We start from the raw sequence: 13132 nt of genomic DNA on the forward strand, positions 1-13132 counted from the left end.
AATTTGACGTTGGGCATGGCACTGTCTGGGTGAATGGCGATATCCACTATATTGCCATGCAGGTCAGTGGGTTAGAAGCACTTAATGGGGTCGGCCTCACGGATTCAGGGCCCAGTATCAGGGGCGCAGCGACCGCGAGCACGATAACCAGAATAAAGGCGCCGACCGTCAAGCTGTAGAGAGGTGTATCCCAATAGGCCCATACGACTCCCATTCCCAGAAGTCCAATGATCGCTGCCGCGATCCAGGCCCCCGTGGTCACGCCGGGTACCAGATGCCGGACCTTGAACAGGCGCCTCGATGCCTCCTTTAATTGCTTTCCGAGGTCCTGACGACGGGGATCGGCGCTATCCGGGGGTTGCCGGACGATGGCCTCCAGGGCGAGAAACGGCCAGTCGCCGCGCGGTGCTTGGATGTCGTAGTCCCCCCAGGTGCCTGGCCGTCCGGACTTTTCATGCTGCCGCTGCAACTGCTTGAACTGGTGCTCGGCCATCAGATAGCCGTCCAGCATCAAGGCGTGGGCCTCGACTTCGGTGAAACTGTCCAGGTCGGTGCGAATGGCGGCGAGCTGTCGCTGGATGTCCCGGTCCACACCGTAGGCCGTGGTGTTGCCGTCGGAGGCAGGCGGTGGAGTCGGGTCCTCGCAGCCTCTCCAGTCCACATGTGGTACGCCAAGCTCTTGCTTGAGATGGATGAAGAACACGCCCTGCAGGGCCTGGCTGTCCAGGCGGTTCAGCAGGTCCTGGTACTGAATCTCCCGCACCCGCTTCATCAGGATATCATTGGCGCGCAGTGGCGGGCCGATCAGGCTGTCCGAGGGGTTGTGCTGGTCCTCCATCTGGCCAGAGGCATCGCTGCACAGCATCAGTGAACAGTCCTCGCAGAGCAGGCCGGAGATGCCTTGGTTGTCGTGGACACCGCCATCCACCAGACGGATGATGCGGTCATCGTACAAGCCATCCACGGTCAGCGGCTCGAACAGACCCGGGACACAGGCCGAGGCCGCCACGGCATGGCCCAGGGGATAGCGCTTGAGTGCCTCGGTGGGAAGATTCTCGTAATACGGCCGGCGCAGACGTTCGTTGGCATCGACTTGCTCACCGATCAGTCCCGGCGGTTCTCCCATCCAGCGGGCGGTGAACTGCCAGCTGTGGCCGGTGTTGAGGGTCGTGGCATTGAGCAACAACACAGGCACCTTGGCGCGTCGACGCCAGTTGGAGAATCTCGGCTTGAAGCGCTCCTTGTCGGGATCCCCCGCGGGCTTGATCAGCAGCCCACCCAGTGGACGTGACTGGTCCTTGGGATGATCGTCCTTCACCCGGGAGAACAGCAGCGCCTCGTACAGCTCGCCCAAGCGGTGACTGCGGGTGTAACTTTTGGTAAAGATCATCCTGAGATTCGCGGGGAGGCTGGAGAGCGCGCGGGTGCGCAGGTTGCGCTGTACGCCGGCGAGAAACTGCCGCTGCTGATCGCGGACGATCTCGAGGTAGGTGTCCCGGGTAATCGTCTCGTCCGCCTTGGTCTCCAGCTCATGCTTCACCATCAGGTAGTAGTGGGCACCGACGATGCTGCCACCGGAGACGGTGGAGAGCACTTCCACGCTGCGCAGCACGTCCATTTCCGCCAGTCGGGCCAACACGCCGAGGTGATAGAAGGAGGCCCGGAAACCGCCGCCGGACAGGGCCAGCCCGACCTTGCCTCGGTAGCAGGAGAGCGCCAGCGGGGTTTTTGCCTCTCCCAGAAAGGCGGCGAGGGCCTGCCAGGCCGGCGCCCAGTCGGATACCGAGGTGCCTTCGGCGGGAGTTGGCTGCCCCTGGAGGCGGGCGATGGAGACCAGCTGGCGAAAGGTGGTCTGTTTCTCCCATTCCCTGGCCTCGAGAGCCTTCGCTCTGGCCAACCACTCAGCGGCTTCCTCGTAGTTGCCGAGGCCGAAGTAGATTTCGGCGAGCGTCACCACGAACCAGTATTGAGAGAGCAGCAATGGATCCTGCTCGGCCGCCTTCGGCAGGTCGGCGACCATCCGTTCGCGCAATCGCTTCGCCTGGTCGGCGAGGTCTTCCGCATACTTTGTGGAGGTGCCGGTTCGGGCGGCGATGCCGCGTCCCCGTGCCGACAGCAGATCGAGGATATAGGCGGCGTTGATCCCGCCGTAGCCCATATCCTGTTGCGGATTGCGTTCATGGGCGGCCCGGTAGAAGGCCAGTGCCTCGTGAAGATGTTCCAGCTGCCCACGGTGTTCCCAAAGGCGCTTGTAGATCGCCCCGCCCAAGGCGAGGGTCTCGGCGTCCCGGATGGCGGGATCGCGTAGACCGATGCTCTCCAGCAGCTCCAGCGCTTCGGTGAATCGGATGGCCGGGGGCAACTCCTCGTCCTTGTAGGTACACAGCGCCAATTGCTGGATGATCCAGTCGTTGTCGCTGCTGGATTCCCTAGCGCTGTTGAGGAGTTTTCTGGCCAGGCCGAATTCCAGTTCACCCTTCAGGTTCCCGATCAAGGTGTCCAGCTCCTTGTTCTCCGGGAACGGTTCTTTACCTTCGAGGATGCGTTCGATTTGTTCTTTGATATCCATATCGATCACTCCATTCCTGACAAATACCGCTCCGCGATTCTGGCAATCCGGGTACCGCGATCCTGCGTATGGCCCCGGTCCACACGGGCCTTGTCGGCGTTGATGACCTCACGGGCATTGTAGAAATCGGTCCGCTCCTCATTGACATGGCGCGCAAGCTTGTGGGGCGCTCGGAAGGTGCCGTCGCGCATGCCCTGGACCAGGATTCGGGCGGCGATGCTCGGGTCCTGGAAGGTGAGGTCGGGATCCGCCACCAGATCGAGGCCGAGGCGATGCGACCAGAACGCGTAGTTGGCCCGGCCGGTGATCTGCACATCGGGTGAGTCCGATCCGGGCCGAGCCGGTATCAGTAGCACGTCACCGGGTGCCAGGCCGCGAGCGGAGGCCTCGTCGAAGGGCGTGCCAGCGGCCTGAAGCAGCTCGGACCAGCGGCTGCCGTTGCCCAGATGGCGGGCGGCGAGAGCGAACAGGGTATCGCCGCGCTTGACGACCAGGCGCCGAGGTTCGGGACGGGGCGACGACCGGGGGCGGCGCCCGGCATCGAAGGGGCGCTCCCGGGCCTCAGCCATGCAGCAGACCGAGATGCCGATGGAGCCGGTGTTGAGCAGGTGGGTATGGGCGGCGTACTGGTGATCCGAGGTGGAGACGTTGTCGGCGATGGAATGAATCCCCTGAACCAGATTGCCGTCGCTCTCGATCAGGATGTGGTAACGCTTGCGATCCAGATCCGAAGCCTTGTAAGTGCCGGCGGTCCAGTGACAGACGATGCGTTTCATCGCGGCCTTGGGCATCCAGCTTTTTGGTACCACGGACATGTCGGCGGTCTCCTCGGTGGACGTGGCAGGCTCCGCTCAGTCGGAGCCCAGCCGGATCTCCTCTCCCGGCGCAAACCAGATCTCGTAGAGACGATCGCGGATGCTGGTGGATGCCCCGTAGCGGGCGCTCAGGTCCTGCAGTACGAGCTGCGGGGCGATCAGCAGCCCGTTGACGAGCTCGAGCAGTTGCTCCCCATCGTCCCGGCATTCCGCCGCCCGGAAGCAACGCAGTTCGCTGCGCCGGGGGGCGGCCTTCACCAGTTCGATGCCGGGGACGATCACGGTGACACCGTCCAGCGAGGTCATCGCGAGTTGGCGTTGGAAGGCTCGGGCGGGCTCCCGTTGATCTTCGTCGGCGATATGCACATAGACGCGGGGGGCGATGGCCGGCGTCGCCGGTGGAGGTGGTGGCTCTTCGGATAGCTCAGCAGGTTGCCGGGCGACAGCAGCCAAGTTGTAGACTTGGGCCGAGAGATCGCCAGTGGCGCCGTGAAGTGTCAGTTCGAGCATCGGATTCAAGTCAGCTTCAGCGATGACACGTTCAAGTTCCGCTACTACCTTACGTAGTGCATCAACGGTTTGCTGGGCTTCCTCCCTCAGTTCTTCGCTGCGCGCACGTGCGGCTGTTGCATTCGCGAACTGGATCCGGGCCTCCTCCAGTTCGGCTTTCGCAATATCGGACTGCTGCCAAGCGTAGATACCCAGGTAGCCGCTTATGGAGGAAAGAACAATCGTGAACACCAAGCCAACAATGGCGGTCCGCAGCCGCGTTTCTCTGCGTTTTGCTGCAGCCTGCTCGGCGCGTTTGCGATCACGTTCCGCGGCGCTGGCGGCGAGGAGTCGCTGCACCCGCTCCCAGCCACCGCCATAGCGCTCGGCCCAGGCCGGGTTGCGGCGGCGCAGCCAGAGCTCGCGCTCGTCGGTGGTCGTGGGGGCCAGGACGTTGGTGGGATCGCGCTCGAAGCTGTCGGCCTGGACCAGCAGCGCGCGCCAGACGAGGCCGTTTCTGAATTCGCGGATCAACCAGCCGTCTTCGGGTTCGGCGATCTTGCGCCAGCAGCGGATCAGGGCCTCGTGGCTGACGTCGATCCGTTCCTGCGCGGCGATCGGTTCGTTTCCATAGGGACGGAGAAAGGAGACACCGTCGGCGCGGAAGGCGTCGATGATGGCTCGCAAGGCGGCTTCCCTGGCCCCGGTGACCGCCACCAGGCGGGCTAGCGTCTGGGGTCGGCGGATCGCCTGGCCCTCGGCGTTGATGTCGGTCAGCGCCCGGAACAGGTCCTCGACGAGGCGGGGTGAGTCCCCGACTTGCCGATGCGCCTGCTGCACCTCGTGCATCACCGCATCGGCATGCTCGGACAACAGGCCGGCGAGTCCGAGGCCGCGGGGGTAGTGTTCCAGGCCGAGGCGCCAGGCGGGTGTCGTGGATTGCTGGCGGTGCAGCAGCATCAGCCCATGCTGGATCAGCGGCAGCTGGTCCTGGCCTCCGCCCGAATCGGCGATCAGCCGTTCGGCGAGTTCGCGGCTGACCGTGCCGTCATAGAGCAGCGCCGGCTCGCGGATGGCGCGCAGCAGATCGGCGTGACCCATGCGGGGCAGCAGGTACTGGGTGGCGTTGACGGTCTCGGCAAACCCCTGGAAGCGGGCGCAGGCGCCGAGAAACTCCGAGCGCATGGTGAGCACGGCGTAGAGTCCCTCGGGTGGTGCGGTGAACAGGCCGACCAGGATGTCGGTCAGCAGGCGCGCCTCGTCCGGTTCGTGTCGCCGGGCATGGTCGAACAGTTCCTCGAACTGGTCGATCAGCAGGCAGACATGGGTGTCGGGGGCATGGCACAGGCGCTCCGCCAGTGCTTCCGGGGCGTGGCGACCGGCGTTGAGGAGTCGGCGGATCTCGATCACCCGTTCCTCGCCGGCAGGACTGCCATCCAGCTCGGCGAGGGCCCGAGCAAGGTTCCACAAGGGGGCTTCCCCCGGCGTCAGGGTACAGGTCCGCCAGCAGCAACCGCCGCGCGCGTTGTCCTGCTCGAGTCGCGGCAATACGCCGGCGAGGATGAGCGAACTCTTGCCGCAGCCGGAATCCCCGTGCACGACGATCAGGCGTTGGCGAATCAGCTGGGCAACGATGGCATCGGTCATGCGCTCGCGCCCGAAGAAGATCGGCCATTCGTGCTTCTCGAACGGTCGAAGCCCGGGGTAGGGACGAGCCGGGAGGTCGACCCGGAAGAGCGACTCGACCTCGTCGGGCGAGTTCATGGCTCTGGCTCCAGCAGGGCGGGCTCCAGCAGGGCGGGCTCCAGCAGGGCGCTCTTCTCGCCGAGCCAGCGTCGCACCTCGGGGGTCCAGGGGTCACGGGTGCCGTCGAGCCAGTCGGCCTGAACGTTCCGTGCGTTGGCTCGACGCACCGGGGTGGCGATCGGCTCGCCCACGGTGTCGAGCAGGCCACAGGGGAGCAGGCGGTTGGAGCGGGCACGGGCGGATTGGCGGTCATGCTTGCCGACGACCACGAGATCGAGGTCCAGGGCGAGGCCGTCCTCGGTGCCGAGCAGGAGCAGGGCGTCACAGGCGCTCATCGTCTCGACACGTCGCTCGCGTGCTTCCTGCAGTCTGTGCGGATCATGCTCGACGGGGTCGGGCTCGCCGGGTAAGACGACAAAGCCGTCATCGGTGAGGGCGATGCCGGCCCGTTCCCACTCCCGCGCGTGATCCGCCCGGCCGTGCAGGTAGATGGACTGGCCACCGGTCTGTACGAGCCTCGCTGCCTCGTCCTCGGCCCGGAGGCGTTCGTCCAGCAAGGTCTTCAGATCGTCGAGCTTGGGATAGAGGCGGCCGACGATGCCCAGCAGGGCCTTGCGGAAGTCGCTGCCGAAGGGGCCCGGCACCTCCACCCAGCCGAACGGTCGGACTGGCATGTCATCGCTGGAGTAGAAGGGGAAGCCCACCAGCGGATGGCCACTCGCATCGGTTAGGGCGGGAGGCCAGGGCGGCTCCGTCGGCCAGATCCGCACCACCGCGAGATGCCCCTCGGCGGGCAGGTTCCGCTGGGCTTGCCGCGTGCACCACCAGTCCCGCTCTTTCGCACACCAGTCGGAGGCCAGGTAATCGGGCGACATCAGCACCATCAGCAGCGCGGAGGCGCCGATTTCGCGCTGGAGTTGGTCGGTGAGCGGCGCCATCGGGTCGACGCCGCGTTGCTGGCGATGATCCTCGTCGAGGAAGACGCTCAGGCCATCGCGGTATTTGCGGTCGGTGCGGAGTTCCTGCTCCAGTTCCTTGACGAAGGCCACCGACCACTCCTTGAGAAACGCATTGCCACCGTCGTCGGCGCCGTGGCTGTAGCTGACGAAGAGATCGTGAGTGAAGGGAAGGCCGACATAGCTCACGGCGGGGCCCGTCCAGTCGGATCGGGCGATGCGACCGGACCGCTCGTCGGGCCGAACAACGGCGACCCCTGCGCGAGCCAACCCCTGAGTCGGTAGGTGCCAACGTTCATATGGCGTTGACCCTCGTCACCCGTTTTACGATGGTCATCCCTGGTCGGCGGCGCCTTCAGCGCCGTCGCCTGGACAAAGTATAGTTGGAAATAACCCGGTCGCCTCTCGGCCAAGGCGTTGCCGAACGTACCGGCGGGGGGCCTATCTCGCCAGCTCGCGCATGGCCTCTTCCAGCCCCGCCAGGGTCATGGGGTACATGCGGTCGTCGATCAGCCGGCGGATCAGCTGGGTGGAGTGGGTGGTGTCCCAGGCGCGGCGGGGCATGGGGTTGAGCCAGGCCAGATGCGGGAACTTGTCGACCAGGCGTTTCAGCCACACGGCCCCGGGCTCGTCGTTGAAGTGCTCGACGCTGCCGCCGGGGTGGGTAATTTCATAGGGTGACATGGCGGCGTCGCCGACGATCACCACCTGGTAGTCGTCGCCGTAGGTATGCAGCACGTCCAGGGTGGGGATGCGCTCGTCGAAGCGCCGGGCATTGTGTCGCCACAGCCCCTCATAGAGGCAGTTGTGGAAGTAGTAGGGCTCCAGGTGCTTGAACTCCGAGCGCGCCGCCGAGAAGAGCTCCTCACAGGTGCGGATGTGGTCGTCCATGGAGCCGCCCACGTCGAGCAGCAGCAGCACCTTCACCGCGTTGTGGCGCTCCGGACGCATCTGCACGTTGAGCAGGCCCGCGTCCCGGGCCGTCTCGCGGATGGTGGCGTCCACGTCGAACTCCTCCGCGGCCCCCTGGCGGGCGAACTTCCTGAGCCTGCGCAGCGCCATCTTGACGTTGCGGGTGCCGAGCTCCAGGGAGTCGTCGTAGTCGCGGAAGCGGCGCTCATCCCACACCTTCACCGCGCGGCGATGGCGCGAGCCCTCCTGGCCGATGCGGATCCCCTCCGGGTTGTAGCCGTGGGCGCCGAAGGGGCTGGTGCCGCCGGTGCCGATCCACTTGTTGCCGCCGGCGTGGCGCTCCTGCTGCTCCTCCAGGCGCTGCTTGAAGGTCTCGATAAGCTTCTCGAGCCCGCCCAGGGACTCGATCTTGGCCTTCTCCTCAGCGGAGAGCTGCTTCTCGAACTCCCGGCGCAGCCAGTCGTCCGGGATCAGCGCCTCGATGGCGGCGTCGAGGCTCTCGAACCCCTCGAACCAGGCGGCGAAGGCGCGATCGAAGCGGTCGAAGTGGCGCTCGTCCTTGACCAGCACGGTGCGTGCCAGCTGGTAGAAGGCCTCCATGTCGGCGAACACCACGCCGCGCTCCACCACCGCGTGGAGGTCGAGCAGCTCGCGCAGCGACACCGGCACCCCGGCGCGCTTCAGGGTCTCGAACAGGCCGATAAACATCGTTTACCTACCTTGACGCCGCAGCATAAAGGCCAGCCGCTCCAGGAGCTGGGTGTCCTGTTCGTTCTTGACCAGCGCCCCCGCCAGCGGCGGGATCGCCTTGACCGGGTCGCGCTGGTAGAGCGCCTCCCGGGCCAGCTCGTCGGCCATCAAGAGCTTCAGCCAGTCCACCAGCTCCGAGGTGGAGGGGCGCTTCTTGAGCCCCGGTGCCTGGCGCAGCTCGAAGAACACCTCCAGCGCCTCGCCGACCAGCTTCGGGGCGATGTCGGGGAAGTGGACGTCGACGATGGCGGCCATGGTCTCGCGGTCGGGAAACTCGATGTAGTGGAAGAAGCAGCGGCGCAGGAAGGCGTCGGGCAGCTCCTTCTCGTTGTTGGAGGTGATGACGATGATCGGGCGATGCGTCGCGCGGATGGTCTCGCCGGTCTCGAAGACATGGAACTCCATGCGATCCAGCTCCTGGAGCAGGTCGTTGGGGAATTCGATGTCCGCCTTGTCGATCTCGTCGATCAGCAGCACCACCCGCTCGTCGGCGGTGAAGGCCTCCCACAGCTTGCCGGGCTTGATGTAGTTGGCGACGTTCTCCACGCCCTCGACCCCCAGCTGGGAGTCGCGCAGGCGGCTCACCGCGTCGTACTCGTAGAGCCCCTGGGCCGCCTTGGTGCTGGACTTGATGTGCCAGGTGATCAGCTTCGTGCCCAATGATGCCGCCAGCTCCTCGGCCAGCAGGGTCTTGCCGGTGCCCGGCTCGCCCTTGACCAGCAGCGGCCGCTGGAGCGTCACGGCGGCATTCACCGCCTGTTTGAGGGCCTCGGTGGCCACATAGGTGGAAGTGGAGTCAAACGCCATCGGCTACGCCTCGCTTGCGGAATCAGGTGATGAAAAGATCAAACGAGTGTACGTAAGGTTGGGGGAGGCGACAAATCGATAGCGGTTAGCGCCATGGGAGGGGGAGTCGAGGGGGCGTGCGGTGGCGCCGAGCCGCTACACTGAGGCGGTTTGGTAAGCGCAAGGGCCGGTGCTGCCAGGAGCGCGGCTATTCTGCCTGCGGCAGCGGGTCGTGCACTGCGCGTCAAGACATGCTGGCTACGGAGCTTCGCCGTGATGTCCCTGCTGCGTGCGGTTCGCCGGTTCGGAATGGCACTCCTGCTGCTCCTGGCTGGCCTCTCCGCCGAGGGGATGGCCGGCGGCCTGCTGACCAAACGCGCGGCAAGCCTCGGCCTGAAGGCCGAGGAAGGATAGCGCGGACGCCGTAGGCGTCCTATTCTATCAAAGCTGTATATTTATCGAGTAAGATGGCCGCCATGCAACACCTCCAAGCCTTCAAATACGAACTGATGCCGACCGGTGAGCAGCAGCGCCAGATGCGGCGCTTCGCTGGGGCGTGCCGCACGGAAACGCCGTGGCCGGTCGTACCACCCTATGGCACGCTGCAAGACGACGGCGCGCAGCTGGCTGGCCAGCGAATGGCGGACCCGAAGCAGGTCACGGGGATCGACCAGATGACCTTCCAGTGCCTCGATCACCCCCCTGCGATCGAGAGCCTCACGGAGCGGCAAAGCACCGCCGTCACTGGTGGTTCATGAATAAGCCGGGCTTATGCTTATTATTCTCGCATACGGACCTTTACCTGCTGAACGGCATCCAGTCGTCGCTGGATTTCCGCAGTAGAAAACGGTGCTCGCGCGGGTTGAGTGATCATATAGGCGTATAATTGTTCCAGATTGGTCAGCACGTCCTCGTTTTCAGGGTCTACGGCCAGAGCGTCCAATAATTCCGTGATAAGTCGGTCTCCATCAGGGCTCGGTGGGCGACTGGATGATAGATAGAAGCTTGCCAGGAACGCCAGGTTACGGAGATCGCCATTGTACGGAACCAGCTGCACAGCCTCGCGCAACAAGAATTCAGCCTCTCGCGCTGCTTCCCTACGCTCTGGCTCTTGGACTGCGGTCACCAGATGCATAAACCCCAAGATGGCTCGCCAGGTAGCCGCTGCCTCGGGAGCGTGGCGTTCCTGTGCCGCCTCTTCGTAGACTTGAAACGCCCGGGAGATACTTTCGATGGTCCTGTCAGGCGACGGGCTCACGCCGTTTGCTTCTTGACTGGCCTGGTAGCGCAGAAACCCGGCAACCCCATCCAGGTAGGCAAGCTCTGGCAGCTTCTGGCGCAGGGGCCAATCGGCCGGGTCCGGTCGGGCCCGCACCCAGCCGCGAACCTCATCGAATTGAGAAGCAATGTGCATCCATTCGCCGCGAACATCAGTGACCCAGTAGGCAGCAGCTTCGCCGTGGATTGGTAAGGGTTCTCCGCTTTGGGAGAGATCGGGGCTGGGGCGGATTACCACCGAGCGTTGGAATTCTGTCTGGATGTGTTCCAGGTCATTGCGGCTCAACCGACGAGGCGCGAATGCAATGTTCTCCAGTGGTAAATGGGCAATGAACTGAAAGCCACTGCCGGCAGCGCCGTCAATAGTTAGCTGCACCTCTTCCCGGGCATCACGGCGCAGGAAGCGGGCATAGCTCTGCACATAGATGTCCGAGCCTTCCTCATAGAGCTTTCCCCATAGAAATACCACCCCCCTGCCAGGCTGGATTTCCCAATCTGCCGAGCGAATTCCAAGAACCTTTTCTGTGACCGTCGTTAGTTCACATCCACCAGGCTCACCCATCAGTTGCGTGGCCCCCACACTTCCGTATTTAAGCATGGAAAACAACACCTCGAGATGTAATAAGCCCGAGAGCTGCTCGCCAGTCTGGCTGAGCGGGTTGAAGCGGTCCGGTCCGGTATAGCGATAGGGAAGAATCACCGCATTGACGGCCGCACCGGGAAAAACCACCGGCTCGCTGCAGGATGCCAGGGCCATAGGCCAGGCTGGACGGGCAAGGGCCAGGGTCATGATACCGGCCAAAAGCAGCCATCGGCGTGGGAGTGGGCGTCTGCTCATGGTTATCCCTCAGAAGGGCATGGACGGGCCGGGTCCAATAAGGCAAGGGGACTTCCTTCCCCGGCCGAATGGATGGCCATTGCCGCGGCGTCCTTAGCGAAGCTCGTGAGTTCATGGAGCTGGCGACGTAACCCCCCTTGAGCCTGCAAGCGGACCTGCTCCAGCAGCAAGCTGCCCTTGCACAGATTTTTCTGGGCCAGCTCAAAATCGCCAAGACGCAGAAACTTGATGCCGAGCCCCATAGCCACGTAACCGTCTATATCGGTTGCCTGCGCAAACAGCTCCAGAAAATCCTGCGCCGGCGTGGTAGGGTCCTCTGGATAACGGACGAAATACATACTTGGCGGTGCGTCTTGGCTGGACAGGAAGGCAAATCGAACCGGTACGAGCAGATAGCCAATACGCGCCTGCCGATCGTGTACCTGGCCGTCGCGAATATGGGCATCCAGTACACCCCAGATTTCCACGATGACACCCTGATTATAAAGCAAGTTCACGAGGCGTTGATCGAAATCTCGTCCATCGATGGAGGGCTTGCGCCCATCACAGAGCTTGAAGCGCACCGGAATATTGCTGCGCTCTTCCCAGAGCCGGTCTCGCTCTTGGTCGAGCAGAAACCACAAGCGGTTCATGAAAGTGACCAGATCGGCATCGGATGCAAAGGCTTCGCTGGCGTAGTAAGGCTCGTCAATGTAGACGGTGAACTGCGTGGCGGCAGTCGAAGGCCGACCGCAATCGACAATCTGGGCGTTTGCCCAGCGCGGCGGTAACAGCACGGCGAAGATGACCATCATCGCGGCAATGGTCCAGTTACAAGGTCCCGGATGCAATCGGTAACCAGATGAATGCCTATGAATGAAGACGCTGCCTGCCATAGGGTGGGGCTTCCTGTGTACTCAAGGCATTGGAGAGGTTTCCAGAACTTCTCGTGAACGTTGCAGGGTTTCGCTGATCTGGGCAATGCTGTCTCGATTCGGTGCCGAATCCCGACGAAGAATGGCGCGATAGCGAGTCAATAATGCCTCGTTGTCCACTCCAACCAACAGCTGCTGATACGCTTGAAGGCTTTCCATGGCACTCTCACAGTGCAGATCCCCCAGGAGGCGAATGGCCCGCAGGTGGGTCTCCCAACCGTAAAGGCGGGTTCGGTTATTGATCATGCGCTCCAGAACCAGGCAAGCCACAGCAGGCTCGCCCAACGCCATGGCCCTGAGGCCTGTCTCCGCCCCCAAGGCCCGCAGCGAGCCTTCATGCTGAAGCTGGTTGACGAGTGGCACGGCGGCATGGTCTCCGAAGGTGGCCAGCATAAGCGCAGCCGACTCGATCTCCGCCAGGCTGGCGCCGGGCTTGCTCATCTGCTCGATGAGAGGCTGCATCTCACTGGCATAAGCCAGCTGTAGCTGCTGTCGCGCCAAGGCCTGGTCCACCGAGTCCTTGATGGCGTACCCGATAATAAGGACGACGAGCCCCGAGATGATGGGCACAGCAACCTGGCTAAGTAGATCAAGCAACAGTTCTCCTGCACTCTTTTTTTGGGGAAGCTCCTTTTCCAGCCGTTCCATGCGCTGCGCCAGAGAGGGTTTCAGCTCCGTGATCTCGTTCTCCAACCAGGCAAGCCGGGTATCCACGCTATCCGACTTTTGAGGGATATCCCCTTCCGGCGAGCCCATGCCCACTCCTCCAAGCTTTCATCACACTGCACCCTTGGAGTAAGATCACTCACTATCATCAATATAGTAGAGTGGTTGACTGGGTGCCGAATTCTCGGGTCAACCTGACCCGTTTCTCTGGCGTGTTTGCGCCGAACAGCCGGTACTTTGGGCAGGTGACGAAGGCCCTGCGGGAAAGGGCGGCCCTCCCAGCCCGAGCGCCATGGGAAAGGCGAGGGGCGTTGCCAAGCCGCTAAACTAGAGTGGATGAGTGAGCGCAGCGGAGTCGGTAGGATGGTGATCGCGGTAAGCTCTGTTGCGGCGGCTGTTCGTCCACTGCGCAT

The 13132-nt window shown here is 63.5% G+C and carries 10 protein-coding genes and 1 pseudogene; 1 reads left to right on the top strand and 10 read right to left on the bottom strand.

Features of this window, described 5'->3' with window-relative positions; translation table 11 throughout:
• Window positions 1-46 precede the first annotated feature (46 nt).
• From J5F18_RS09895 to J5F18_RS09920, 6 genes are all read right to left on the bottom strand, one after another.
• Entirely contained in the window at window positions 47-2569 is a 2523-nt protein-coding gene (locus tag J5F18_RS09895) for a patatin-like phospholipase family protein (RefSeq protein ID WP_346302068.1), read from the bottom strand.
• Window positions 2570-2574: 5 nt separating this feature from the next.
• Complete coding sequence (locus tag J5F18_RS09900) at window positions 2575-3384, bottom strand: N-acetylmuramoyl-L-alanine amidase (RefSeq protein ID WP_346302069.1); 810 nt, start codon at window positions 3382-3384, stop codon at window positions 2575-2577.
• 36 nt (window positions 3385-3420) lie between these two features.
• Entirely contained in the window at window positions 3421-5637 is a 2217-nt protein-coding gene (locus tag J5F18_RS09905; RefSeq protein ID WP_346302070.1) for a hypothetical protein, read from the bottom strand.
• Entirely contained in the window at window positions 5634-6764 is a 1131-nt protein-coding gene (locus J5F18_RS09910) for a TIR domain-containing protein (RefSeq protein ID WP_346302071.1), read from the bottom strand. The genes J5F18_RS09905 and J5F18_RS09910 overlap by 4 nt, the downstream gene beginning before the upstream one ends.
• A gap of 252 nt (window positions 6765-7016) precedes the next feature.
• Window positions 7017-8195: a VWA domain-containing protein gene (locus J5F18_RS09915; protein ID WP_346302072.1), complete on the bottom strand. Its 1179-nt coding sequence runs from the start codon at window positions 8193-8195 to the stop codon at window positions 7017-7019.
• 3 nt (window positions 8196-8198) lie between these two features.
• Entirely contained in the window at window positions 8199-9044 is an 846-nt protein-coding gene (locus J5F18_RS09920) for a MoxR family ATPase (protein ID WP_346302073.1), read from the bottom strand.
• 255 nt (window positions 9045-9299) lie between these two features.
• Here J5F18_RS09920 and J5F18_RS09925 point away from each other — a divergent pair, with 255 nt between their 5' ends.
• Window positions 9300-9437 carry a hypothetical protein gene (locus tag J5F18_RS09925; protein ID WP_346302074.1) on the top strand — a complete coding sequence of 46 codons (138 nt, stop codon included), beginning with the start codon at window positions 9300-9302 and terminating at the stop codon, window positions 9435-9437.
• 167 nt (window positions 9438-9604) lie between these two features.
• Here the strand turns inward: J5F18_RS09925 and J5F18_RS09930 are convergent.
• The 4 genes and pseudogenes from J5F18_RS09930 to J5F18_RS09945 all read right to left on the bottom strand — a co-directional run.
• Window positions 9605-9775, bottom strand: a pseudogene (locus J5F18_RS09930) (IS1380 family transposase); the annotation flags it as partial.
• Window positions 9776-9801: 26 nt separating this feature from the next.
• On the bottom strand, window positions 9802-11091 hold the full coding sequence (locus tag J5F18_RS09935; protein WP_346302075.1) for a hypothetical protein: 1290 nt from the start codon (window positions 11089-11091) through the stop codon (window positions 9802-9804).
• 50 nt (window positions 11092-11141) lie between these two features.
• The gene (locus J5F18_RS09940; protein ID WP_346302076.1) at window positions 11142-11933 is read right to left on the bottom strand and encodes a hypothetical protein; all 792 of its coding nucleotides are present in this window, start codon (window positions 11931-11933) and stop codon (window positions 11142-11144) included.
• A gap of 102 nt (window positions 11934-12035) precedes the next feature.
• Entirely contained in the window at window positions 12036-12809 is a 774-nt protein-coding gene (locus J5F18_RS09945; RefSeq protein WP_346302077.1) for a hypothetical protein, read from the bottom strand.
• Window positions 12810-13132: the final 323 nt, after the last annotated feature.

It is taken from the genome of Halomonas sp. BM-2019, from assembly GCF_017584085.1.